Source organism: Sphingobacterium humi, assembly GCF_009768885.1.
Lineage (GTDB): Bacteria > Bacteroidota > Bacteroidia > Sphingobacteriales > Sphingobacteriaceae > Sphingobacterium > Sphingobacterium humi.
This window is the reverse complement of record NZ_WSQA01000003.1, coordinates 118,823-144,875: the sequence shown is the minus strand read 5'-3', so window position 1 is coordinate 144,875 and position 26,053 is coordinate 118,823. Positions and strand designations below refer to the sequence as shown.

General features: G+C 42.8%; 23 protein-coding genes. 10 read left to right on the top strand and 13 right to left on the bottom strand.

Annotated elements, in window-relative coordinates:
* Positions 1 to 35 precede the first annotated feature (35 nt).
* Positions 36 to 722 (bottom strand): metal-dependent hydrolase, encoded by a 687-nt coding sequence (locus tag GQF63_RS04800; protein ID WP_246163315.1) that lies wholly within the window; start codon positions 720 to 722, stop codon positions 36 to 38.
* 6 nt (positions 723 to 728) lie between these two features.
* A complete protein-coding gene (locus GQF63_RS04795; RefSeq protein ID WP_160367976.1) occupies positions 729 to 1,046 on the bottom strand; it encodes a YbaB/EbfC family nucleoid-associated protein in 318 nt (105 codons plus the stop codon).
* Between the two features lie 99 nt (positions 1,047 to 1,145).
* Between GQF63_RS04795 and GQF63_RS04790 the strand changes: the two genes are divergently transcribed.
* The gene (locus tag GQF63_RS04790) at positions 1,146 to 1,649 is read left to right on the top strand and encodes a hypothetical protein (protein ID WP_160367975.1); all 504 of its coding nucleotides are present in this window, start codon (positions 1,146 to 1,148) and stop codon (positions 1,647 to 1,649) included.
* Between the two features lie 419 nt (positions 1,650 to 2,068).
* On the opposite strand, the gene GQF63_RS04785 is transcribed toward GQF63_RS04790, so the two are convergent.
* Positions 2,069 to 3,166 (bottom strand): hypothetical protein, encoded by a 1,098-nt coding sequence (locus GQF63_RS04785; protein ID WP_160367974.1) that lies wholly within the window; start codon positions 3,164 to 3,166, stop codon positions 2,069 to 2,071.
* Between the two features lie 216 nt (positions 3,167 to 3,382).
* Between GQF63_RS04785 and GQF63_RS04780 the strand changes: the two genes are divergently transcribed.
* Positions 3,383 to 3,976 (top strand): thymidine kinase, encoded by a 594-nt coding sequence (locus GQF63_RS04780; RefSeq protein WP_160368312.1) that lies wholly within the window; start codon positions 3,383 to 3,385, stop codon positions 3,974 to 3,976.
* 52 nt (positions 3,977 to 4,028) lie between these two features.
* On the opposite strand, the gene GQF63_RS04775 is transcribed toward GQF63_RS04780, so the two are convergent.
* Both GQF63_RS04775 and GQF63_RS04770 read right to left on the bottom strand, forming a co-directional pair.
* Positions 4,029 to 4,541 (bottom strand): glutathione peroxidase, encoded by a 513-nt coding sequence (locus GQF63_RS04775; RefSeq protein ID WP_246163314.1) that lies wholly within the window; start codon positions 4,539 to 4,541, stop codon positions 4,029 to 4,031.
* Positions 4,542 to 4,546: 5 nt separating this feature from the next.
* Positions 4,547 to 5,410 (bottom strand): N-acetylglucosamine kinase, encoded by an 864-nt coding sequence (locus GQF63_RS04770; RefSeq protein WP_160367973.1) that lies wholly within the window; start codon positions 5,408 to 5,410, stop codon positions 4,547 to 4,549.
* Between the two features lie 173 nt (positions 5,411 to 5,583).
* On the opposite strand from GQF63_RS04770, the gene GQF63_RS04765 reads away from it, so the two are divergent.
* Positions 5,584 to 8,211, top strand: a complete 2,628-nt coding sequence (locus GQF63_RS04765; RefSeq protein ID WP_160367972.1) for a M14 family metallopeptidase — start codon at positions 5,584 to 5,586, stop codon at positions 8,209 to 8,211.
* 372 nt (positions 8,212 to 8,583) lie between these two features.
* On the opposite strand, the gene GQF63_RS04760 is transcribed toward GQF63_RS04765, so the two are convergent.
* The 3 genes from GQF63_RS04760 to GQF63_RS04750 form a co-directional block, all read right to left on the bottom strand.
* A complete protein-coding gene (locus GQF63_RS04760; RefSeq protein ID WP_160367971.1) occupies positions 8,584 to 9,588 on the bottom strand; it encodes a D-alanine--D-alanine ligase in 1,005 nt (334 codons plus the stop codon).
* Positions 9,589 to 9,719: 131 nt separating this feature from the next.
* Positions 9,720 to 10,109 carry a copper resistance protein NlpE gene (locus GQF63_RS04755; RefSeq protein ID WP_160367970.1) on the bottom strand — a complete coding sequence of 130 codons (390 nt, stop codon included), beginning with the start codon at positions 10,107 to 10,109 and terminating at the stop codon, positions 9,720 to 9,722.
* Positions 10,110 to 10,130: 21 nt separating this feature from the next.
* Positions 10,131 to 10,748: a hypothetical protein gene (locus GQF63_RS04750; RefSeq protein WP_160367969.1), complete on the bottom strand. Its 618-nt coding sequence runs from the start codon at positions 10,746 to 10,748 to the stop codon at positions 10,131 to 10,133.
* An 881-nt stretch (positions 10,749 to 11,629) separates the two neighbouring features.
* Here GQF63_RS04750 and GQF63_RS04745 point away from each other — a divergent pair.
* From GQF63_RS04745 to GQF63_RS04715, 7 genes are all read left to right on the top strand, one after another.
* A complete protein-coding gene (locus GQF63_RS04745) occupies positions 11,630 to 12,427 on the top strand; it encodes a PASTA domain-containing protein (RefSeq protein WP_160367968.1) in 798 nt (265 codons plus the stop codon).
* Positions 12,428 to 12,431: 4 nt separating this feature from the next.
* Positions 12,432 to 13,472, top strand: a complete 1,041-nt coding sequence (gene mltG / locus GQF63_RS04740) for an endolytic transglycosylase MltG (protein ID WP_160367967.1) — start codon at positions 12,432 to 12,434, stop codon at positions 13,470 to 13,472.
* Positions 13,473 to 13,474: 2 nt separating this feature from the next.
* On the top strand, positions 13,475 to 13,885 hold the full coding sequence (locus tag GQF63_RS04735) for an acyl-CoA thioesterase (RefSeq protein ID WP_160367966.1): 411 nt from the start codon (positions 13,475 to 13,477) through the stop codon (positions 13,883 to 13,885).
* Complete coding sequence (locus GQF63_RS04730) at positions 13,885 to 14,856, top strand: YihY/virulence factor BrkB family protein (RefSeq protein ID WP_160367965.1); 972 nt, start codon at positions 13,885 to 13,887, stop codon at positions 14,854 to 14,856. The genes GQF63_RS04735 and GQF63_RS04730 overlap by 1 nt, the downstream gene beginning before the upstream one ends.
* 50 nt (positions 14,857 to 14,906) lie before the next feature.
* On the top strand, positions 14,907 to 17,072 hold the full coding sequence (locus GQF63_RS04725; protein ID WP_160367964.1) for an ATP-binding protein: 2,166 nt from the start codon (positions 14,907 to 14,909) through the stop codon (positions 17,070 to 17,072).
* 91 nt (positions 17,073 to 17,163) lie between these two features.
* Entirely contained in the window at positions 17,164 to 19,098 is a 1,935-nt protein-coding gene (gene rpsA / locus GQF63_RS04720) for a 30S ribosomal protein S1 (RefSeq protein WP_160367963.1), read from the top strand.
* Positions 19,099 to 19,187: 89 nt separating this feature from the next.
* Entirely contained in the window at positions 19,188 to 20,018 is an 831-nt protein-coding gene (locus GQF63_RS04715) for a sulfurtransferase (RefSeq protein ID WP_160367962.1), read from the top strand.
* Here the strand turns inward: GQF63_RS04715 and GQF63_RS04710 are convergent.
* The 5 genes from GQF63_RS04710 to hutI all read right to left on the bottom strand — a co-directional run bounded on the left by GQF63_RS04710 (position 20,015) and on the right by hutI (position 26,053).
* Complete coding sequence (locus tag GQF63_RS04710; RefSeq protein WP_160367961.1) at positions 20,015 to 20,659, bottom strand: hypothetical protein; 645 nt, start codon at positions 20,657 to 20,659, stop codon at positions 20,015 to 20,017. The genes GQF63_RS04715 and GQF63_RS04710 overlap by 4 nt on opposite strands.
* 217 nt (positions 20,660 to 20,876) lie before the next feature.
* Positions 20,877 to 21,755, bottom strand: coding sequence for a pirin family protein (locus GQF63_RS04705; protein ID WP_160367960.1), 879 nt, complete (start codon positions 21,753 to 21,755; stop codon positions 20,877 to 20,879).
* Between the two features lie 53 nt (positions 21,756 to 21,808).
* Positions 21,809 to 22,777, bottom strand: a complete 969-nt coding sequence (hutG, locus tag GQF63_RS04700) for a formimidoylglutamase (RefSeq protein WP_160367959.1) — start codon at positions 22,775 to 22,777, stop codon at positions 21,809 to 21,811.
* A 7-nt stretch (positions 22,778 to 22,784) separates the two neighbouring features.
* On the bottom strand, positions 22,785 to 24,797 hold the full coding sequence (locus GQF63_RS04695; protein ID WP_246163312.1) for a urocanate hydratase: 2,013 nt from the start codon (positions 24,795 to 24,797) through the stop codon (positions 22,785 to 22,787).
* Positions 24,798 to 24,802: 5 nt separating this feature from the next.
* On the bottom strand, positions 24,803 to 26,053 hold the full coding sequence (gene hutI / locus GQF63_RS04690; protein WP_212592468.1) for an imidazolonepropionase: 1,251 nt from the start codon (positions 26,051 to 26,053) through the stop codon (positions 24,803 to 24,805).

The window sequence follows — 26,053 nt, the reverse complement described above, 5'->3', positions numbered from 1 at the left end:
CAAATTCTACGGCTTTTTTTTTAGCGTTTTTTCGCCTATAGTGAAATTGTTTCAGCAATCGCTGGTAACTGCAGGTTTAAGCCTGCCGCTTGAAACAAGACTTTAGTTTCCGCTTTATCAATTGTAATCGGTGGGAATGAATCGTAATGGATTCCAATAATCTCCTTACAATTTATAAAGTCAGCAGCCAAAACCGCATCCTCTGCATCCATGGTATAATGGCCACCGATAGGCAATAAGGCATAATCCAAGTTAAAACGTGCTAACAACTTCATCTCCATAGTTAAGGCTGTATCGCCGGCAAAATAGATGGTCTTATCGCCGATAAAAAACACATAGCCTACCGGAAATCCTCCGTAGTTACCATCTGGCGTACTGTTGGTATGCATGGCATACACCATCTTTACTTTCCCGAAAGGTAGCTGAAGTGTTCCACCGAGGTTAAATTCAATTACTTTATCATCTGGCACCCCTTGCTTTCGCACCCAACCTGCAGTCTCCACAATAGTAGCTACTGTAGCTTGGCTTTGTTGCTGAATAGTTAACATATCGGCCACATGATCTTGATGCCCATGCGATAAAAATATATAATCCGCTTTGATATCGGCTACCTTAATAGCGCTAGCTAAAGGGTTATAGGTCACGAAAGGATCTAGCAACACGCGCGTTCCATCGAAATCGAACAAGACGCAGGATTGCCCGTAATAGGTCATTTTCATCATGCTGGTTTATTTATTTCCGAATAGGTTTCCTAATCCTCCCAAACCGCTCAGCATATCTTGTGAGGCTGCTGCCATCTCGGTTTGACTGATGCTTTCTGCTTGGGCAATGGCTTTATTTAAAGCCACTATCAAGAGCTCTTCCAATTCTTCTTTATCGGCATCTTTTAAGAAATCAGGATCGATATTCACTTCTTTAATTTCTTTATTTGCCGAAGCGATAACCCTAATTTTTCCGCCTTCAGCCTCCCCAGAAACTGAAATATGGTCTAACCTTTCCTTAATCTCTTGTGCCTTCTGTTGGGCTTGAAATAGTTTATCGAACATATGATCTTTCTTGTTTTTCCAGTTCAATATTACAAAATATTAGGCAATCTTCCCGCAGGAATTAGGTTCTTTTGCCCAGCTTCCCTACCTTTGCAACAAATGAACAGAGAGATGCTCGACTTAACATATTACAGTGCAATTGCCGAAGACTTGCAGCAACACAATCCAGAAGCCTACGAAATCTTAGATGAAGAAATCCATATCATCCTTCATAAGCTTAAGTTTATTCCGCAGGAAAGCCGCCCGGTTACCCAAGTGATTCCCTTAGGGGCTTCCCTTCCCGGCGATTATCTGCAGGAACTGTTGTTGGTTGCCGGTGCCCAGCATAACGAATATGCCGTTGCCCTAGACGATGTCGAGCTGTTGATTTTTATCGATGAAACAAACAGCTACCTCAGTACCCTGCCAGCCCAACTGCAGGAAACATTTGCCAACTGCAAAGCTGTGAAGAACAATAAGATCTTTATCATTCAAAAAGCGAACTTCGCCCAAGACCGCAAAGACTATTTACAAGACATTGAAATCCTTGCGGAGATAATTCAGTCTAAGTATTTTATTTTTGGACATGAAGGAGAATATTGGGTTAAGTTTGATATTGGATAAAGGAATTGGAGTTAGATTTGAGATGTGAGATATGAGAGTGTGGCTTTGTAAGCTTTGTACTGCGTCTTGGCCCGTATTGTCATGGTAAGCTGTCATGGTGAGCGGAGTCGAACCACGAACCACGAACCATTGGTACGTCAATGCTTTTTCAGCTAAAATGAAACTTATATAATAAAAAATAAGCGAGTTAGTAATTCTAACTCGCTTATTTTTTTATTGATTAATCTATTGATCATCAGCAGTTTTTAATATGTTCGTTGTACTGACGTACCAATGGTTCGTGGTTCGACTCCGCTCACCATGACAGCTCACCATGACAACTCTGGCCACAACGCAGTACAAAGCTCTCAAACCCCAAGCTCTCAAACCCCAAGCTCTCAAACCCCACACTCTCACATCTCACATCTCATATCTCAAATCTAATTATACTTCTTCCGCAGCACCGCATACAGCTTATCTACTGTTTGAGGTTTTGTGGCCCAATTATTTTTCAAGGCGTAGTTTGATTGCAGGAAAGCATCGGCTTCAGCGAAGTTATCGAAGCGGTTCAACAATTCGATGGCTTCACTATAGGCCAGGCTATAGCCATTGAATAGATCTTTAATAAACAACAACTTATCGTTTAAGCTTACGGCCGTTTTCAGATCAACTACAGTTTCACTGGGTTTTCCGGAAGTTTGAAACTGGTTCACGTTAGTTAAACCGGCTTTCTTCTGTTGCTGAATCAATTCGTTAAGGGTTAAAGGACGTGCCGGACGATCCTCGGCTTGCTTCGCCAAATCGTTCAGGCTAGGCTCTTGGCGCTCTTCCGGAATCGATACTTGTTTTTCCTCGATCACCACTTCATTCACCACGGGCTCATTTTGTGTTGGTGCCGCAGGCGTCGCTGCAGGCTTTTCTGCTACCGGTTCTTCTTTTGCTGTTTCGGTTTCCACAGAGGTATAGTCAGATGCGGCCGTATGTTTATATTCTTCACGCTCAGGCGTTACTTCTTGAATTTCTTCCACCGGCTCTTCCTCTTCTTCCACTTCCTCTTCCAGATTTTCTACCGTGGCAGCCTCTTCCTGGTCCGGTTCGTTTGTTGTTACAGAATCATCAGCTTGTCCAAATCCTTCGAACTTAATCTCGTTGCTATGCTGCTCTGGCACGGCCTCTTCAGCCTGCTCAGGTGCTGCCACTTCGGTTTCTTCGGTTTGCTCATCCGCCGGAACTTCTTGAATCTCATCCACAACAGGTTGGCTATCGGCCTCCTGCGCTTTAATATCTACTGCCGGCGTAAAGATCTCTTCTTGCGCAACCGCAAGGGCGGCCGCCTTTTCTACAGGCGCTGCTTCCGCAGGTTGCAGGCTTGCCAACACATCCAAATGTGCTGCCAGGTATTTCGCTTGTGCTGCCAGGAGCAATACGTCTGTTTTATTTGCACCCAGGCTGTCTTTATTCAAGGCAGCGTATTGTTCGTTAATCTCTAGTAATAAATCGCCAACTTTACCGTAAATATCTTGTTGTGAATAGGCCATATTAATAAATCGCTTTAATCTAAAAATGTTGAGGAATTCTGTTGTTAATGTTTGAAATTAAAAGCACTGATACATACCCGGTTCAGGTTTTAATTTATAATCCTTAAACCAAAAATAAGATTAAATTTCGATATTCGCATCCATTAAGGCTTAAGATTTTCATACTTAACTATAACTGAATTTTAAGCCGCTTTAGTATAAAAACGAGTAAAAATGATGTTATTTTCAGAACATAATTTTCACGATAGACAAGAGCGCGTTGGCAGCATCGAGGTTATCTGTGGATCTATGTTTTCCGGGAAAACGGAAGAACTCATCCGTCGGCTTAAGCGGGCAACCTTTGCCAAGCTGCCGGTCGAGATCTTTAAACCCGCCATCGATATACGCTATGGCGAAAAGGAAGTGGTATCGCACGATAGCAATGCGATTCCTTCAACACCGGTTTCCCACTCATCGGCCATCCTTTTGTTGAATGCCGACACCAAAGTGGTGGGTATTGATGAGGCCCAGTTCTTCGATGAGGAGCTGCCGGCGGTATGCAATACCTTGGCCAACCGAGGCATCCGCGTAATTGTCGCTGGCTTAGACATGGATTTCCAAGGCAAGCCCTTCGGCCCTATCCCCCATTTAATGGCCATGGCCGAGCACGTTTCCAAGGTTCATGCCGTTTGTGTACAATGCGGGGCACCTGCCACCTACTCGTACCGCTTGGCCGATAATGAAGCGCGCGTGCTGATTGGCGAAAAAGAAAGCTACGAACCACGCTGTCGACGTTGTTATTTCGATTTACCGAAAAAACCATCCGCATAAAAAAAAACCCAAAGCAGAACTTTGGGGATTTTTCTTTTCTTAATGTCTTTTGTTAAATCTGCGAAGTAATCGACTCATCTAAAGGCGTAACCTTCGAACGATAACGATGTACTAATTTCCCATCTTTATTGATCAGGAATTTCTCAAAATTCCATTTGATATCGCCGGTAAAATCCGCATTTTCTGCCGTGGTTAAGTATTTGAACAAAGGATTGATTTTATCCCCTTTTACATTCACTTTCTCCGATAGCATAAAGGTCACCCCAAAATTCTGCTCACAGAACTCTTGGATCTTATCGTTAGCGTCAAATTCTTGTCCGCCGAAATTATCCGATGGAAAACCGATCACCACCAATTTATCGCCATATTGTTCATGCAGTTCCTGCAATTCCTTATACTGCTTTGTAAAGCCGCATTTGGATGCCGTATTGATCAACAACAACTGCTTGCCTTTAAAATCAGCTAATGAAACTTCTTTGCCGTCAATGCTCTTAAACGAATAATCGTATACGGAGGGCTGCTGGGTCGACAGCATGGAATAGAGCATAATCATAAATAAATACATATTTTTTAATTTAATTGAACGTTCAATTCCCTATTTACGATGAAGTGAAACACCTCCTCAATAGGGCTTTTTAATATTTTTCCTATCCTTACCCCATGCAAATTGCATACCTCTCTGAGGTGCAGGTCAAAATGATAGGCAATACTGCCTACAAAATTGCATTCATACTCCCAAAAATCAGGGTAAGTCATAATATTGGTTCTTACGAATTCGTCGAAACCATTGCGTAGTAGATTATCGATATAAGGGTGCGAACGGTTAGCTGCCATAAACTCTGCAAAGGAAGCTAGATAGGCATTCGGCCGATCGCGTTGGTATACGTTTTTAATAATGATATCCTTGGTAATGGGGTGCACCTCTTTAAATTTTCGGGCCAGATCACGTGGCATCTCTTCATACAAATAGGCCGTAATCAACTGTTTGCCAAACCAGGCACCCGAGCCTTCATCACCCAGCACATAACCAATGCCATGCACGCCACCTTCCAAGATCTCGCCATTATAAAAACCCACATCCGAGCCGGTTCCAATGTTAGAAATCAGTCCTTTTTTTGTACCGAAGGTCGCGTATGCAGAGCCCACCAGGTCACTTTCCACCGAGATAAAGGAGCCCGGGAATATTTCGCTCAATGCATTCGACACCAATTCACGCCTGTCAGGGGTGGTACAACCTGCCCCGAAGAAATAAACCTCATGCACCTCGTTCAGGTACGGAATAATTTCGGGCACTTGGTTTAACACCGTGGCGATCTCTTTCTCGTTAACAAAAAATGGATTTAGGCCTTTGGTACGGAACTGAAGGGGCTTGCTATCTGGAAGATGCAACATCCAGTCCGATCGTGATGAACCGCTATCTGCAACTAAAATCATATTTTACCTAATTTCATCTAATCAAATATACAAAAATACAAGAATCCAGAAAAATTCATTCCGGGGAAAAGACTCCTGTAAAAAAAAGAATACGTTTCTTACTATTCCGGCTGCAGCCTGCCGGATTGTGCTAGGTTTACTTATCTTTATGAACTACATAATAACCAATAATTATGAAATCTGCAACCTTTTTCTTTGCCTGGGTCTGTTTATGCAGCCTGTTATGCACCCAATTGTCGGCCCAGCAAATCAAAAGCCCAAAGGCGCACTTTGGATTCGATATTGGCGACGATTATCAACTCGCCAATTTTCAACAAACCGAAAGTTATTTTAAAACCCTGAGCCAACAGTCCGATCGGGTTAACTATAAGGTCATCGGCAAAACCGAAGAGGGGCGCGAGCAATGTATGCTAATCATCAGTTCGCCGGCCAACCTTGCCAAGCTCGATCGCTACCAAGCCATTTCGCAGCAGTTGGCACGTGCCGAAATGCAACCCGCAGCAGCCAAAGCCTTAGCCCAAGAAGGGAAAAGCGTGGTATGGATTGATGGTGGTCTGCATTCAACCGAGGTGGTGGGGATGCATCAATTAATTCAAATGGCCTACCTCTTAGCCTCCTCGCAAGATCAGGAAACCCAAAAAATATTAGACGAATGTATTGTGTTGTTGGTGCATGCCAACCCTGATGGGCAGGACCTGGTGACCAACTGGTATATGCGCGAGGCAAGCCCTGAAAAAAGAAGCAGCAGCCTCTTGCCGGTACTCTACCAAAAATATGCTGGACACGATAATAACCGCGACTTCTTCATGCTTAATTTGAAGGAAAGCCAGAACATGGCGCGGCAGCTTTTTATCGACTGGATTCCCCAGATTATGTACAATCACCATCAAACGGCCCCTGCCGGTGCAGTGGTGGCCGGCGCGCCTTACCGCGATCCCTTCAACTATGTTTTCGACCCCTTGCTGATGTCGGGTATCGATGCCCTCGGAGCCGCCATGTCATCCCGTTTGAATGCCGAAAACAAACCCGGCTATACGGCTAAAGGAGGTTCTGTTTTTTCAACCTGGTATAACGGTGGATTGCGTACAACCACCTATTTCCACAATATGATTGGTTTGCTTACCGAAATTATTGGCAACCCTACCCCTTATGACATCCCTTTGGTGACCAACCGCTTAATTCCGTCCAGCAATACCCAAAATCCGGTATTGCCCCAGCGTTGGCATTTCAAACAGTCGATCGATTACTCCATCTCCTTAAACTATGCCGTTTTGGGCTATGCAGCCCGCTATCGCGATGAACTCTTGTTCAACATTTACCGCATGGGTAGAAACTCCATTGAAAAGGGAAGCCAAGATCATTGGTCCTTATCGCCAAGCAAGGTGGCCTTGATCGACTCCGCTATTCAAGCCAATAAAGCAGTCAATCAACAAGAGCGCTTTCCAAATGCCAGCTATATCGAGCATTACTTCGGCAAAAAAGAGCTGCGCGACGCGCGCGCATATGTTATTTCGGCAGATCAGCCCGACTTCCCTACGGCCATCAAGTTTCTGAATGCCCTCATCGGCAATGGCATTCAGGTGCTACAAGCTACCGAGGCGTTTCAAGTGGGTCAAAAATCCTACCCCAAAGGCAGCTATATTGTAAAAACGGCGCAAGCCTTCCGCCCACATATCCTGGATATGTTTGAACCGCAAGATCACCCGGATGATTTCGAATACCCAGGAGGCCCACCAATTCCGCCGTACGACGCCGCAGGATGGACTTTAGCCTACCTGATGGACGTACGCTTCGACCGATTTTTAGACGACATCAATGGTCCTTTTGAGGCATTGACCTTAGGAGAGTTTATTACACCGGCGGTTCAAAAAGCAGCAAAATCAAACTATATCGTCCTTTCGCCGCAGCTAAATGATGCTTATAAAACAGTAAATAGCCTGCTAAAAGCCGGACAGCCCGTTTGGCGCGATCAGCAAAACGGCAACTTTTACATCAAGAACCAACCCGACCTGCAACTTCGCCTGCCAAGCAAAGCCATCGCGAAGCTTCCGAAGGAGGCCAAGCCCGTGAAACCCTTACGGATTGGGCTGTGGGACAGCTATGGCGGCAGCATGAGCTCCGGTTGGCTCAGGTTCCTCATGGAACAATACCAATATCCGGCAGAACTGCTCTTTGTTCCCGAAAATGACGCCGGAAACTTACATGCGAAATACGATGTTATCCTGATCCACGGTGGCAATATAAGCCGATCCTCCGCACGTAACCAAGCGATGCCGACTAACATCCCCGCGGAACACCAAACAAAATGGGGCCAGCTGAGTGTGGATAAATCGATTCCTGCCCTGCGTGATTTTATGGATCATGGTGGCCGCCTAATCTGTATTGGCAATAGCAGCAACCTGGCCATGCACTTCGACCTCGGCATTAGCGATGCACTAGTCGATAAACAAAACAAACCTCTCACTCGCGAGCAATTTTACACCCCGGGATCCGTGTTAACGGCCCATGTAGCCAACAATTCCAGCAGCACCTGGGGCTACGGCGAAAAGATCGACGTCTATTATAGCAATTCCAACCTCTTTAAAATTCAAGACAAAGCAATAAAACCCCTGCTGTGGTTCGGCGACGAAGAACCCCTAAAAAGCGGCTGGTCCTGGGGCGAACCTTACCTGCACCAAGGCGTACTCGCCTTTGAAGCACCAGTAGGAAAAGGAAAACTGATCTGTTTTGGTAATGATATTAGCTTTAGAGCGCAAACCCATGGCACCTTTAAGCTGCTATTTAATCAGCTGATTCAGTAGGATGATGTTTTGATATGTTTTTTTGGAACGCTTTTGATGAAGCGGATTACTTCCCTTTTATAGCCCATTGCAAAGGGGTTTGAAAGGGGAGTGATACGGGTGAGAAAGGGGTGAGAAAGGGGTGAGTGGGAGACGTGTTGTCATCGTGTTGTCATCGTGAGCGGAGTCGAACGACTGGTACGTCAGTACAAACCACCACACATAAACACCTCATTAGCAATGTTATGCAAAAACAATACATTGTTAACAAGCGCTGTACTTATAACTGATTGCATTGACGTACCAGTCGTTCGTGGTTCGACTCCGCTCACCATGACAAAACGATGACAGCACGGATGACAAATTGTGAAAGAAAACCGCCCTTACAATTACCTAACCCTGCAAAGCAGCTTCTATCAACTCCCCATAAAACTCAGTTTCGGTTTTTCCGGCAGCACGCACTTGCTGCGGAATAAAGGATTGTGCCGTTTGGCCGGGCACTGTATTAATTTCAATAAAGTAGAACTTATCTGTATTATTTTCGATGAAGAAGTCAATGCGCACCATACCTTTACAGTTTAAGCGGATATAAATCTCCTTAATCAAGGCATCGGCATTTGCTTTCTGCGACTCATTTAAGTCGGCGGGGGTAATTTCTTCGGTTAATCCGGGTGTATATTTGGCTTCATAGTCGAAGAACTCACGTGTTGTGCGCACTTCTGTTGCTGGTAGCACCTGCAATTCGCCTTTGGTATCGCGGTAAATACCTTGGGAAAACTCGCGTCCTGTTACAAACTCTTCCACCAATACTTGCTGCCCTGTATTTTCTGCATCATAGGCATTATCTAAGGCCTGCTTTAGGGCCGTCCAGTCGGTTACTTTACTCATGCCGATACTACTTCCACCGGCATTGGGTTTCACAAAAATAGGCAGGCTTAATTTGGCGGTTACTAAGTCGACAGCCTCTGGGCGGTGCTCGTTGAACAACAAAACAGACTGTGCTACATGCAGGTTTGGAATGTCTTGAATAACAGCTTTCGTATAGCCTTTGTTCATGGTCAAGGCTGATGTCAAGGCCGAGCATGACGTGTATGGCAGGCCAATCATATCGAAATAGCCCTGCAAACGGCCATCTTCTCCCGGTACACCATGTATAATAATAAAGGCCACATCAAAGCTGATCTTCTCCCCTTCACGTTGAAAGGAAAAGTCTTCTTTCGAGATAGGGTATTGGTTTCCTTGTTGGTCTTGGTGGTACCATTGGTCTACCGAGATGGTAACCGGGAAAACATCATATTTTTCCTTATCGATTTGAGCATATACGAAGGCTGCACTCTTGAACGAAACTTCCGCTTCGCCAGTATAGCCTCCTTGTACTAAAGCAACTTTTGTTTTCATAATAACTAATCTGGGAACAAATATAATTTGAGATACGAGGAAAAACGAATATTTTTAAATATGATATTAATTAACATTTATTAAAGAATTTCATAGAAAAATAAAAAGCCACCTTAAATGGTGGTTAAAAACTACTTTTTCTTAAAATAACCCACATTGAGCGAATTACCATTAACCTCCATTACTAACACAAGATATCCATTATCGAAATAATAATAGGTAGGCTCTTCATCTTTTGGTGTAATTGATTTAGTTGAAGGATTATAAGTACCTATTTCAACAGTGCTCTGTCCTTCTGAAGTATAAGTTATCCTAAAAGAGTTATCTGATAATAAAGTTAATTCTGCTTTGACATCACTATTCATTTGGACAAATTTACCATTTTCAACCACTCCGACCTTTTCTAATGAATAAGAGCCAACAATAGAGTCATTTTTTAATTGGTCATTTTTTGAACAAGATGTTAGAATAAATACACACACAAAAAAAGAAAGTGCTAATAAATAAGTTGTTATTTTCATAATATATTAGTTAATAAAAAATCATATCCCACTTTCAGCATCAATCAAAACAACCTTAAGATAAGCAACCTCAGGAATTGCCAAATTAACATCGCCTATTTTTTCGGCATATATAGTAATACTTCCTATTGAATAGTTGGCACTGTAACTCACAGATTGAAATACTGATGGAATTATTTCATATTTTTTTTCATTTTCAAAAGAAATAGATATCCCAACATGGCCATCTTGGAATATTTTATTGTTCAATTCTGAAATATCCAAATTAAAACTATAAACTTTATTATTAACTCTTTGCCATCCAGACTTTAACATTTCATAAACGTAACTTTTATTAAATTGATTTTGATTTGTTCCTTTTAAAGAAATTGAATTTCCCCACCCTGTAGAAGATTTTGGGCCATAAAAATCCATGTTTGTAAGATTTATAAAAAAATCTCCGATATTCCCAATTTCAAGAGTAGGTTTTGAAAAACCACTTAAAATAGTACTTCCATTTACCCCTTTTTCTCCATTTATTCCATTTTCTCCTTTTTCTCCTTTTTCTCCTTTCTTACCTTCTGGCCCTACCTCACCTTCCTTAGCACAAGAGAAAGCGAATAAAATCAATAATAGACTGCTTAGTTTTATAATTTTCATTCTGATTAATAATTTGGTTTAGTAAAAAACTAAAATAGGAGGTTTAATACGTTTTACAAAGTGTTATTATTTATTTTTTTGGAAGGCATCAAAGAACCATCAAGGAAGAAAATATGCAGCTTGCTTTTGAGTATAGCCTTCCATGTGATTTCAAATAAATTTGAAATCTTAATTAGTGCTTTAAGTTAGTTTAGATATTTTACTGTTTTTTTATTGGGAAACTTAATCAAGCTTGATTAAGTAAAGTTGGCATGGCGTATTTTATGATTTCATTATCGTTAAAAAAATCATAGATTATTTTAAATTTCTCTTCCTAGCATTGGAAAAAAGACAACTTTATCTTATTCCTTTTCCATTGCAACCAATCATTAATAGGTAGGTTTAATACTCTTTTAACAAAAAACACGTCTTTGAGCATCAAACTCAATTGTGTCCAACTTTGAATACAAATTCGAACAATATTCTTTAGCTCTTTTTCCTATTCCTTTATTATATTTGCCATGTCATTTATAATGCCCTTTTATTTACAAATGGGGCTTTATTTAATACAAAAGTTCTTTTATATTCTTTTGACACATTTTGGGCATATTCATACTTCATGTTTACAAACCACTTCATTTCTCATGGTTTATTGCTTTTCAAAAATTGCTTAACTATTCTATTATCAATGTTTGCTAGCAAAACATACACCCAAATTAGAGCTCATAAGGGTAAAACAACAAGACTAAAACCTTGCATTTAAAGAAAATAAATGCATATTATATGTGCAAAAATATAGTTAATAAAACGAATATTTTTGCCTTAAATATTGCCTGTATCGGCAAGATTCCGAAAAACTGGAATTAATATTGATATAGGAAAACATTTAAAGCAACAGATTGATGTCGAAATTCTTTTTATACTTAAGGACAAGTGCGTTTAGGAAAAACTTAATAGCTGCCTTAATCTTTATTGTCGTGCTCTTTATCGTCGTTTACTTTGGCTTAAAAGTGTACACCAAACATGGCGACTCGCAAGAGGTTCCGGTGCTCAAAGGCCTGCACATCAGCGAAGCCCTAAAGGTATTGGACAAAGCCGGCTTAGAATATGAGATTGACTCAATCTATCAAATGGATGCCAAACCGGGTTTAGTAATCGATCAAGACCCGGATCCAAAATCACACGTAAAAAGTGGAAGAACAGTTTACCTGACGATTATTACGCAATCGGCACCGGAGATTGCCTTCCCAGAAATTATTGACAAAACCTACATTGAAGCTTCTGCTATATTAAAGAACCACTCGTTAAAAATTTCCGATACGACCTATATCAACGATATTGCGCGGGATGTCGTGTTAGACGTGAAGTTTGCCGGGCAAGCCCTACAAGCAGGGCGGATGGTACCGAAGGGTTCGCGCATCAGCTTGATTTTAGGAAACGGCCGTGGCAATGATGAGGTGGAGATTCCGAATTTAGTGGGATTCCAGTTGAATGAGGCGAAATTTGCCTTAGCCGGTTTAGGGCTGACCTTGGGTTCTGTATCTTTCTCCGACGGTTCACGTGATAGTTTAAATGCGCGCATCGTTAGCCAAAGTCCAGACACCTCCTCGCATGTGATATCGATTGGTAGTGCTATCCACGTTACGATGGCCATGCCAAGCAGCAGTCCTGCAACACCGACAACAACCCCACAACAATAAAAATATGGCGGATTATAAAAAGAAAAACACGGTTTTAAAGGTCATATTGGCCCTGATTATTGTCTTGGGATTAACGGCAGCCTGGTTCGCCTATCAAGCCTTTATGGCGCCAAGCATTGCCAGTGATGAAGATTATTTCTATGTGCATAGCGGGGAAGATTATGCTTCCGTGTTGAAGCGTATAGAAGATGAAGGGATTGTAAAGAACCCGGAGCTTTTTGGCTATGCTGCGAAGCTGATGGAATTGCCGGCGAACATTAAGCCAGGGCGCTATAAGCTTTCCAAAGATTTAAACAACCGTCGTTTTATCGGCAATATGCGTGGTGGATATCAGGATGCGGTTTCTTTTCGTTTTCAGAACCTGCGTCTAAAAACTGATTTTGCCGGCCTGTTAGGTCGCAACTTTGAGGCCGATTCAGCAACTTTCCTAGGTTTATTGAATAACCCGCAGGTTGCGGAAGACTATGGCTTTAATTCGGATAATTTCTTTTCGATGTTTATTCCGAATACCTATGAAATTTACTGGAACACCCAACCCAAAGAAATTATCGATCGCTTTTCCAAAGAGTATGATAAGTTTTGGAATGAAGACCGCAAAGCCAAGGCTGCTGCCTTGAATTTAAGCCCTAAGGAAGTGAGCGTATTGGCATCTATTGTAAAGGGAGAAGCCTTACATGTGGATGAAATGCCTGAAATTGCAGGCTTATACCTTAACCGTTTGCAAAAAGGAATGCTGTTGCAAGCCGATCCTACGGTAATTTTCGCCAACAATGATTTTACGATCCGTCGTGTGTTGAACAGACACCTGACGATTGATAATCCTTATAATACCTATCGTTTTAAAGGCTTGCCCCCGGGACCTATTATGATGCCGAGTATTGCCTCCATAGATGCTGTTTTAAATTATAAGAAGCACGATTACATCTACATGTGTGCGAAGGACGACTTCTCGGGTTATCATAATTTTGCGACGAATGTGGCCGATCATCAGATCAACGCCCGCAAGTTCCAAAAGGCACTGGACGAACGAAACATTAAAAAATAAGTATGTTTTCTTTTCAACATCAGGTTCGGGTTCGCTATGCTGAGACCGACAAGATGGGCTACGTATATTACGGTAATTATGCGGCCTATTACGAAGTTGCGCGTACAGAAATGTTGCGCAGCACGGGTTTCTCCTACAAGGAACTGGAAGAAATGGGTGTGATGATGCCTGTGATCGACTTGCACTGCCAGTTTATTAAAGCGGCCAAGTATGATGATTTAGTAACAATAATGGTGTATATTCGGGAAAAGCCAGGGATAAGAATTAAATTTGAATACGAGCTGTTTAACGAGGCGGGCGAATTATTGAACAGAGGATCTACCCAATTAGTATTTGTTGACATGGAGAAAAATAGACCATGCAAACCTCCACAGGTATTTCAGGATAAAATGGCTCCATATTTTGGAGAATAATGAAAAAAGTACATCAAACACTTCTTCATCTCAAACCTTATGATCAATTAATTGAATGGTCGAAGAGTGCTACCCTACCGGGCTTTGGCAAATTGCCTTTGTACACGGTATTGTTGTTCTTTTTTCAGGAAATTGCGCGTGAGTCTATTTTAAATAAAGCCTCTTCCCTAGCCTACAATTTTATGTTGGCTATTTTTCCGGGGATTATCTTTCTCTTTACCCTCATCCCTTATATTCCGGTAGCAAATTTTCAGGAGCAATTGATGGATTTAATTCAACTTGCCCTACCCAATAATGCCTATGAAGTATTGGAAAACACGCTGAAGGATATTATTATCCGGCAGAATGGCGGTTTGCTTTCCGTGGGTTTTATATTATGTACCTTTTTCGCAACCAATGGAATGACGACTTTGATGATGACCTTTAACAAGTCGTCCTTAGCGAAAGAATCCCGCACTTGGTTTCAGCGACGCTTTGTAGCTTTGTTGCTTTCTTTTTCCATTGTATTGGCTTTAGCCATCGGCATTTTTCTCTATACGGGGTCTAACGTGCTGATTAATTATTTAAAAACGCATATCGATTATGATCTGTCGTGGTTTTGGTCCTTCCTCATCAAAACTGCACAATGGATTATTCTGTTTTCCATTTACTTTTTTACGGTCAGTCTGATATATAAATTCGGCCCTACCTCTTCCCGACGTTGGAAACTTTTTACCCCGGGGGCCAGCTTAGCAACCCTATTGGCTATGCTTTCCTTTTCCCTTTTCACCTTCTACATCAACAATTTCGGAGCCTACAATAAATTGTATGGATCCATTGGAACCCTCATTGTCGTGATGATTTGGATGTACATGAATGCTTTGATCTTGATCATTGGTTATGAGTTAAATGCGAGCATTGCGCTTTCCAAGCAAAGTATCAAAATTGTGAAGCCAAGAGTCTACAATTCCTTTAAATCTGACCAGATATAAAGATATTTTTTCGTAATATTATGCCGTCATAACTTTGGGTTAATATTGAAATGCTAGAAAAAAGCGAACAAACCACAGAAAGAACCAAACGAAATAAAACCATCCGCAATATTTTGTTGGTCTCTACTATTGTGCTTTTTGTAGCCTTCCTGATCTTTTTTATCAGTTCCTTTATTCAATATAAATCGATACAGAACCGGATTGAAAAGATCTACAGCACCATCAATACCGACCAAACAAGCTTTATCGTTTTACTTACCAAGTTCAATGATGCAGAAAACTCCTTCCGTAAGTTCTCAATAAGCTATGATTCAACTGATTACATTAGCTACAAGGCGCAATTAACCGACCTAAAAAACTCCGTGGACTCCCTGCGAAAGGTGCGTGAAATTGAGGAAATCATCGATAACAAAAACAGCAATGACTCCATCAGTTATGCCAATTTGTTGCCCCGCTATCACGAGTTAATGGAAAAAATAGACTCGATGTTGGTGACCTCGAGCAGCCTGAATAACTTCCATCAAGAGTCCCTAAACAATAGTCTTTTTAACTTGCCCAGTAACCAAAGCAGAGAGACCATTAATAAGACCATGCAGGATGGCAAAATTGTCCTAAAAAGAAAACCGCTATTAAAACGTATTTTCCAATCTAAACTGGATACCATCAGTTTTCAGGATTTTGATATTAGCAGAAATACCCAAACGGAGATTCATGCGGACTATTCCAAAATGCTGCAGGAGTCTAATCGACGGGCGCAGGAAAAACTGGATGAGTTGAAAGAGGTGCTGGCTGAGCTAAGGATGAATGAACGCTCTTTACTGGCGGATAATTTCACTTTGCTGCATACCACCAACCAGCTGATTCGCTATATCCACGATCAACGATTAAAGTTTCAGCGGGATAAGTCGGATCGGGAGCTGAGTACCCTGATCGCCAATACCGACACCTTTAAATGGCAGATTATTATTTCCCTCACCTTTGTGTTTATTGTGATTTGTATTTTGGTATACTATCAATTTTTCACCAATTACTATGAGCAGATGCTGATGGATGAAAAAATGTATGCCTCGAAACTGGCGGAACAGAAAACAGATATTCTGGCGGAAATTACCCATGAAATTCGAACACCAATCAACTCCCTGATAGGGATTGTGGATTTGCTGAAGAGCCGCAATGACCTGTATCAGGCAAAGGATGTTATTCTCTTGGAAACGGCCTATTCGAATTTAACATCCACTTCCAAAACCATCAACGATATCTTAAACCTGAGTAAAATCGATAAACACGATGCTGTAGAATCGCAGCATTTTGATTACCACGATATGCTTTTGGAAATTATCGATAATTATAGGAATCAAGCAAATCTAAAGAACATCCAATTGCATTATGTATTGGATACCGATAAACCGACCATCCTTTATACCGATGAATTAAAGGTGCGTCAGATTATCAGCAACCTGATCAGTAATGCCATCAAATACTCGGCGCAGGGAACTGTGACGGCGAAGATTTTTGTGAATAACCAAAGCAATCTGATTATTAAAATATCAGATGAGGGCAATGGTATTCCGGAGCATTTAAAGAAAAACATCTTTAAGAAGTACTTTACGGAAAACAAAACCAATAAGGTGGAAGGTGGTGTTGGCCTCGGTTTATACATTACCAAAAATATTGTCAGCCTCCTGAAAGGGAAGATCTACTTTCAATCGAAACAGAATCAAGGCACCACCTTTACGGTAGAGATTCCGATTCCGCGTCCGAAGTTTAGACGTAAGAACACCTTAAATATTCATAAGGTAAAAGACCTTCCTAAGAACCTAGCCTGGTTAATTGTAGATGATAATGCCTTAAATCTGCTGTACTTGAAGCAATTTTTCATGTTACACGAGCAGGTTTATACCGCTACGAATGGAATTGAAGCCCTACAGATATTGGAGGAGAAAACCATTGATGTGGTGGTCACTGATATTAATATGCCCCTCATGACCGGCGATGAGCTGTTGGTGAACATTCGCCAGAATGCGAAAACCAAACAGGTCAAAGTAATCGCCACTTCTTCTGATAATGAACAGGTTAAGCTACTAGAACAAGAGCGGAAAGAGAAATTCGACGGTATTTTAGTGAAGCCGTTTAACGAAAAGAAGCTGACCGAGGTGATCTTAAAAACGCTCTATCCGATTTTCGAAGAAAGCGACCAAATCGCGGAAGAAAGCTAGGAAATATTTTTTTTCATCTAAACTCTTGTAAATAAAAGTTTTTCGTATCTTTGCAGTCCCTACATCGTAGGGAAAAGGAGATAATTAATTAATGGCAAAAAAACAAGAAGCAGAAAAAGAGTTAGCGGCGAAAAACGCAGAGCTACAAGGTGCTGACACAAAAGTTGTGAAAGACACTGAAAAGATTGAGTCTGAAGCAGATTCAAATTTAATCGATGAGATTAAATCTAACACCTGGAGTACTCCGGAAGGGGACTTCGACTGGGATCTTGATGAGAAAGCTTTCGGTAATTACAGCGAAGCTGAGCGTGCAAAATTAGAAGAGCAATATGCTGGCACATTCAACCAAATCAATCAAGGCGAAATTATTGAAGGTATTGTAGTATCTATCAATAACAAAGATGTAGTTTTGAACATCGGTTTTAAATCAGACGGTCTTGTAGCATTATCTGAGTTCCGTGACTTACCTGACTTAAAAGTTGGTGACACTGTTGACGTATTTGTAGAATCGCAAGAGGATGCAAACGGTCAATTAGTATTATCACGCAAACGTGCTAAAACACAAAAATCTTGGGAAGAAATCAATGCGGCATTGGAGAACGATGCGATTATCGATGGTTTTGTTAAATCACGCACTAAAGGTGGTTTAATCGTTGATATTAAAGGTGTTGAGGCTTTCTTACCAGGATCTCAAATCGACATCAAACCTATTCGTGACTATGACGTTTACGTGGGTAAAACCATGGAATTCAAAGTGGTAAAAATCAACCATGAGTTCAAAAACGTCGTTGTTTCGCACAAAGTATTAATCGAGGATGATTTAGAAAACCAAAAATCAGAAATCGTTGCGAAATTAGAAAAAGGTCAAGTATTAGAAGGAACAGTTAAAAATATCACTGACTTCGGTGTGTTCATCGACTTAGGTGGTGTTGACGGTTTACTTCACATTACAGATATCTCTTGGGGCCGTATCGAGCATCCAAAAGAAGTATTATCATTAGATCAAACGATCAACGTGGTAGTTTTAGACTTCGACGACGAGAAAAAACGTATCGCTTTAGGTTTAAAACAATTATCAGAGCATCCTTGGGAATCTTTAGACAAAGGATTAGAAATCGGTTCTAAAGTAAAAGGTAAAATCGTAACAGTTGCTGATTACGGTGCTTTCTTAGAAATCATCCCTGGTGTTGAAGGATTAATCCACGTTTCTGAGATGTCATGGTCTCAAAACCTACGTTCTCCACAAGAGTTCTTAAAAGTAGGTGATGAAATCGAAGCTGTTATCTTAACTTTAGATCGTGACGATCGTAAGATGAGCTTAGGTATCAAACAATTGACTCCAGATCCTTGGCAGAACATCACTGAGCGTTATCCAGTAGGTTCTAAACAATCAGCGGTTGTTAAGAACATGACTAACTTCGGTGTATTCGTAGAATTAGAAGACGGTATCGACGGATTAATCCACATTTCTGACCTTTCATGGTCTAAGAAAGTGAACCACCCGAACGAATTCACTAAAGTTGGTGAGCGTTTAGATGTTGTGGTATTAGAATTAGACGAAGAAAACCGCAAACTTTCATTAGGTCACAAACAATTAGAAGAAAACCCTTGGGATACTTTCGAAACCATCTTCACTGAAGGTTCAGTACACGAAGGAACAGTAATCAAAGTTGGTGACAAAGGCGATATCGTAGCTTTACAATACGGTGTTGAAGGCTTCTGCCCGAACAAACACTCTGTAAAAGAAGACGGTTCTGCATTGAAAGTTGACGAAGTTGCTGAATTCAAAATCATCGAGTTCAACAAAGAAAACAAACGTTTAGTGATTTCTCACTCTCGTATTTGGGAAGATCAAAAAGCTGAAGCACGTATCGAAGAGTTCAACGCTCGTAAGAAAGAAGCGAAAGCAGCATCTTCTGCAGTAAGAAAAGTGAAAGATAATGTTGAAAAATCAACATTAGGTGATCTTGACGTTCTTGCTCAATTAAAAGAGCAAATGGAAGACGATGAAAAAAAATCTAAATAATTAGATTTTTCAAAATAGTCGAAACCCCGGTCCTTAGGATCGGGGTTTTTTGTTTTTATTGCCTACATTCGTATAAACATCAAATCGTTATGAGCAAGGTTTTACTTTCCGTTTCTGAAGCCGAAAGCCTAATGGCCAAGCGGCAAACTATTGTACTGGATGCCAGCATTGATAAAGTAGGTCAAAAGTTGGACAACAGCAATTTGCAGCTCCTTCCCCATTCCCGTTTTTTTGATATCGAAGGGGTCTTCTCCGATCATCAATCTGGCTTGCCCCATACCATGCCATCGGCAGCAGTTTTTGAGGCTGAGGCTCAAAAATTAGGTGTCAACCAAAACAGTCAGATTCTGCTGTATGATCGCTGGGGGGTATACTCCAGTCCAAGGGCCTGGTGGATGTTCCGCTATATGGGTTTTGAGGAGGTTTATATTTTAAACGGTGGGTTACCCGCTTGGGAACAGGCTGGCAAACCGACGGTAAGTGCCTATGAAAGTCCTTCCGCAATCGGCGATTTTAAGGCAGAGCCCCAAGCGAATTGGTTTATTGATTTAGAAAACTTAAAAATGCTACTGGGCCAAGAAGACGTACATATTGTGGATGCAAGAAGTGCAGGTCGCTTTGCCGGAACAGCCCCCGAGCCTAGGCCGGGTTTAAAATCAGGACATATTCCCGGGTCCAGTAATATTCCCTTTGATCAGGTTTTGGATGGCATCTACTTTAAAGATGTAGCTGCATTAGCGCCGATATATGCGCATAAAATTGAAAAAGGATATACTAATGTGTTTAGTTGTGGATCGGGCATTACAGCGTCTGTATTAGCCTTAGGTGCCTATGAACTGGGCATTGATACACCTACGGTATTCGATGGTTCCTGGTCGGAATATGGAGCCGATCCGGATAGCTTGGTGGAAAGAGATTAAGGGTTTCGATTTGTGGCCCTTCGATTGAATTTCGCTAATTCTTCAGGGCGCAGGTTAGCTTTCATCCAAGCTCGCCCATCCTCTTGCTGATAGGCCTGAACAAAGAAGGCATCCGTATTTAGGTACAGTAACAAGGGTCTTTGGCTTGCATCAGTATGGCGCTGCAGATAATCGGCTAAAAAGGCTTGACTATTTTTAGCGATTTTAGCGAAGGCTGTGCTCCAGAAAAGTACAACAACCTCCGAATGACCATAGAAACTAGTATCCTGCTTTATTTCAACTTTGTTAAGCAAGCTTTCCAAATTCCAGGTTTCATGGTGGATATCTACGGCACTTTGCGGCATATACGTATCAAAACGTTGGTTAAAATTCCATTCTATATTGAAAAATATAGAACTTTTCGCCATGCAATTTACCTGATAAGAGCTTAGTCTCCCCTTATCAAAAAACAGCATCTGTAAGGGTTGAAAAGCATGGTTAAGTAAAATGGAATCGAACAGGGTGGCATATCGCGGGATAGCCACATCTTGAAGGACAAAGTGAGCTTGCGGCCCCTCATAGCGATCCAACATTTGCTGCAGGTGTTTCTCATACCGGAGGGGGTCAAAAGAGTTGATTTCTTGTACTCCTGCCAGCTTCATCAATATTGGGTTGCATGCCGTACATAACAACAGCCACACTGGTAAGAGCATTATAAATAGCGCGTAGCGTTTTTGAAACATTGATGAGTGTGTTTTTAATCTAAAAGATATAATTGTAAATATAGCAGGGTAAAATTTATTTCTTAAGTTAAATATTGTTAATCTTCAGCTTTTAGGCATAAAAAAAAGGATCAACCGTTTGGCTGATCCTTTTCACTTATTTTTCTGTCCCCGGCAATGGCACATAGCCATCATCATCGGGGACTTTCGGAAATTCATGATTAATCCATTTCTGTTTCGCTTCTTCAATAATGTCTTTGCTGGTTGCCACAAAGTTCCAATAGATAAAACGTTCTTCAGGAAAGGGCTCCCCGCCAAAGATATAAACCGTAGTACCGGCTTTCATCTCAAAGGAACAAAGGTGCGCATCTAGGGTTATTAAGATCTGCTTCGGCCCATAACTATAGCCGTTGCTATCGATTTCACCCTCCAGGATATATAAACCACTCTCGCCATAAAGCTCACCGCGGATATCAATAAAAGCATCTTCCTTCGCCTTGATTTCTATCATATATAATTTGGAGTGCACCGGAACCGGTGATTTCTTTCCAAAGGCTTCTCCGGCGATTAATTTATAGGATACGGGGCCTTCCTCCCAAGCAGGTATAGCCTCCGCATCGACATGATGAAATTCAGGTTCTTGGAATTCCAGGTGTTTCGGCAAGGCGACCCAGATTTGCAGGCCATGTAAAAACTTGTCCTGCTGCCGCAGGTACTCTGGTGTCCGCTCGGAATGCACCACGCCTTTTCCGGCAGTCATCCAATTGACGGCGCCAGGTTTTATTTCCATTGCCGAGCCAATACTATCTCGATGGAAAATAGATCCTTCAAAAAGGTAAGTCAGGGTTGATAATCCGATATGGGGATGTGGCCCTACATCGAGGTTCTCATGGTCGGCCAAACAAGCTGGACCCATATGATCGATAAATACAAAGGGCCCTATGGATCTTTTTTGGCGAAATGGCAGTAACCTGCCGACCATGAAATTACCTATGTTTGCGGCCGTTTCTTCCCGAATGAAATCAATATTTGACATGCTGTTCCTTGCTAATTAGTGATGTGAATTGTATACTAATTTACGAAAAGTATTTAGTTGGCCAACAAACGAAACAGGAGATCGGCCCCTAACTTCGTGGTTCGATGGTCGATATCGTAGTGTGGATTCAATTCCGCGATATCGACTGACCTTAGGTTCGGCAAGCGAATAATAGTGTCAAACAAGAGCTGGAAGGCCTTATCGGGCTGTATGCCCTGAAAGGCTAAGGCCGAAACCCCGGGCGCATAGGCTGCCGCAAAAGCATCCAGGTCTACCGTAAGGTATACGATATCTACTTTCTTTGCGAAGGCGATGACCTGATCGATCAAGCGCCCCATATTTTCCATGTATAATGCATCGGCTTCGATGATTTCAACGCCTTTCTCGGCAGCATAATCGAACAAAGCTTTGGTATTGGATATTTTTTGAATACCGATAGCTAGGTAATCAAAGGGCTGTTGCCGCGACTCGCAGTCGGCTGCAATCTGGAAAAATCCTGTACCTGAGTTTCCTCGTCCATCCTTCAAGGGCCGGATGTCGAGATGTGCGTCGATATTGATAATCCCCACACGTTGCTGGCTGGCCTTTTGCAAGCCACAGTAATGTGGATAGGTAATCTCATGACCGCCACCGAGCAGCACAGGGAATCCACCTTGGCTAATGATGCGACTTACGGCCGCTGCCAAGCTGGCTTGGGCAGCCTCTAAATCATCGTCCTGGCAAGACACATCACCGGCGTCGAGCAATCGGGTATGTTCGGGAAAATGCACCGGCAAACCAGCTAGGATGCTGCGAAAAGCTGCTGGCCCCGCCTTGGCGCCAACTCGGCCTTGATTGCGCTGCACCCCAGCATCGCAGCAAAAGCCCAGCAATACATAGGCTCCGTTTAAATCTACTGGACTTTGCAAATCAACAGGCTGGATGAGCTGATGCCAACGCAGGGTTTCCCTTGCGGTGCCATCTACCCTACCTTGCCAATGTTCCTGCTTTCCCGGCTGATATAATGCTTGATCGATTTCCATAGTCAAATTAAGCAAATAAATCTTGGATAAGCTGATCATCCACGGCTTGTGCTGCTGTTACTTTGAAGTTTGGCGTTCTAGCCAGTTCCGTTTCCAAAGCGCTTTGTGCCTCTTTATTCCGGGCCCAGGCGCGGCGGGCAATACCGTTATTCACATCGAAGAAAAGCATTTCCCGGAGCTTCTGTTCACTTTCTGCTGTTCCTTCCAATAACATACCGAAGCCACCATTGATCACTTCACCCCAGCCTACACCACCACCATTATGGATGGATACCCAAGTGGCACCTCTAAAGCTATCGCCAATGACATTATGTATGGCCATATCAGCAGTAAAGCGGCTGCCATCGTAAATATTGCTGGTTTCGCGGTAGGGCGAATCGGTTCCACTGACGTCATGATGGTCGCGGCCGAGCACCACAGGTGCTGAAAGCCTGCCATCGCGAACCGCATCGTTAAATGCTAAGGCGATCTTGGTTCTACCCAAGGCATCGGCATAAAGGATTCGGGCTTGTGAGCCTACGACCAGTTTATTTTGCTTCGCATCCTTAATCCATTTGATGTTATCATCCATTTGCTGGGATATTTCCGCAGATGCTTCTTTTTTCAATTCTTCCAATACCTGTTGTGCCAGGTTATCGGTTATTTGGAGATCAGACTCCTTGCCCGAAGTACACACCCAACGGAATGGGCCGAAGCCATAGTCGAAGCACATAGGCCCCAGGATATCCTGTACATACGATGGATACCGGAAACCTGTTCCATCCGCATTCATGACACCGGCATTGGCACGTGAGCATTCCAACAGGAAGGCATTGCCATAATCGAAGAAATAAGTACCGCGGGAAACATGCTTGTTGATGGCTGCTGCATGGCGAACCAAGGATTCCTGCACCTTTTGCTTAAAGAGCTCGGGTTGGTTGGCGATATAATCATTGGCCTGTTCAAAGCTAACATCTACCGGATAATATCCTCCTGACCATGGATTATGCAGCGATGTTTGATCGGAACCTACAGTAATAGGCACCTCAGCCTCGTAGAACTGCTCCCAAACATCAACGATATTACCTAAATAGGCAATAGAAAGGCACTCTTTCTGTGCTATGGCTTCTTTTACCCGTTGTATCAAACCTGGCATATCTTCAATCAATTCATCCACCCAGCCCTGTTCATGTCTTTTACGCGCTGCGGCAGGATTTACCTCTGCACAAACGGTTATACAGCCTGCAATATTACCGGCTTTGGGCTGCGCACCGCTCATGCCTCCTAATCCGGAGGTGAGGAATACTTTGCCTTGGATGCTTTCACCTGCAGGTAGATGCTTGCGAAAGGCATTCATAACGGTAATTGTTGTGCCATGGACAATGCCTTGTGGCCCGATATACATATAGGAACCGGCAGTCATTTGCCCATATTGGGTTACTCCAAGCGCATTGAATCGCTCCCAATCATCTGGTTTGGAGTAATTAGGAATCATCATCCCATTAGTTACCACCACGCGTGGTGCTTTCGGGGAGGATGGGAACAAGCCCATTGGATGTCCGGAATACATATGCAAGGTTTGCTCTTCGGTCATTTGCGACAGGTATTGCATCGTTAGCAGGTATTGCGCCCAGTTTTGGAATACAGCGCCATTGCCGCCGTAGGTGATCAATTCCTGGGGATGCTGTGCAACAGCAGGATCCAGGTTGTTTTGGATCATCAGCATAATGGCTGCTGCCTGTTGACATTGCGCTGGATACTCTTCAATTGGACGAGCATACATGGTATATTTTGGACGAAAGCGATACATATAGATGCGGCCATAGCTTCGCAGTTCTTCTAAAAACTCCTTCGCCAAGGTGGGATGCCAGGCCTTAGGGAAATAACGAAGGGCATTGCGAATCGCAAGCTTCTCTTCGGCAAGGGTTAAAATGGCTTTCCGTTTTGGCGCATGGCTTACCGTAGTATCATATATTGGCGCCTCAGGCAATTCCTTGGGAATGCCTAAAGCGATAGCTTCTTTAAAAGTCAATACGTTCATTTGGTTTATTTTTGGTGATACACTTTTTTCCCGTTTTTCCAAACCGCAGCAGGCTGCAGGCTACCTTGCAGGTAAGTGATATTTTGGTAATTATCGGTGTGGTAAATAACAAAATCGGCTAACATTCCGGGAGCTAAACAGCCTCGATCTGACAAGTTTAAGGCTTGGGCAGCGCGGAAGGTAATACCGGCAAATAGTTCGGCATTCGTCAGTTTCTCCATGCTGGCCAAGATACTCGCCGAGTTGATCAATTGTCCCATTGGTGCTGATCCTGGATTCCAGTCGGTGGCTATCGCTAGCGATGCGCCGGCATCGAGTAAACGACGGGCTGGTGTAAAGGCACAACCGATTCCTAGGGAGGCGGCGGGCAATGCAACAGCTACAACATCGGATTGGGCTAAGCCTAGGATTTCCTCTTCGGTTGAGGCTTCCAGGTGATCGGCAGATACGGCACCCAGCTCTACGGCCAACTTGGAGCCTGAAGTGCTGAATTGATCGGCATGCACCGTAATATCAAGTCCTAAAGCCTTAGCCTTTTCGAAGTAGGGTTTTGCTTGTTCCGCAGAAAAAGCACTGCGCTCCACAAAGGCATCCACCCGTGTACTTAAGTTCTCGGAAATCAGCTGAGGAAATAGCGTATTGGCCATTTCTTCCAAGTAGGCTTCTGCGGTACCGGCGTAATCTTTCGGCAACATATGAGCTGCTAAACAGGTGCTGATTAGATCGGCAGCACAGTGTTGATCGGCAGCAGCAATCGCACGCAAGGTTTTTAATTCTTCATCGAGCTGCAGGCCATAGCCACTTTTAACTTCAATGGTGGTAATACCTTGCTGTAAAAGCTGCTCGGCACGTTGTTCCGTCAAGGCTTGCAATTCGGTTTGCGAGCAAGCTCTGGTATGTTTAACGGTGCTCCAAATACCACCGCCAGCTTCTGCAATCTCCAGGTAGGAACTACCGGCATTGCGCATGGCAAAGTCATTGGCCCGGTTTCCACCGAAAGCAATATGGGTATGGCAGTCGATATAACCTGGCAGGGCTACGAAATCCCCTTCCAGCAGTTGTACTTCCACCTGGCCTTCCAACTTTTGCTGTAGGGCATCAAAATCACCTACTTCTTTTACCATTCCGGCTTCTATCCAGATGCCGGCCTTGGTTATGATGGTTAGTTCTGAATCCTTTAAGGCCCCTTTTAAGGATAAACCGCTCATAGGCAGCAATTGGGTAAAGGGACCAATTAAAACACCTTTTTTTTCCAT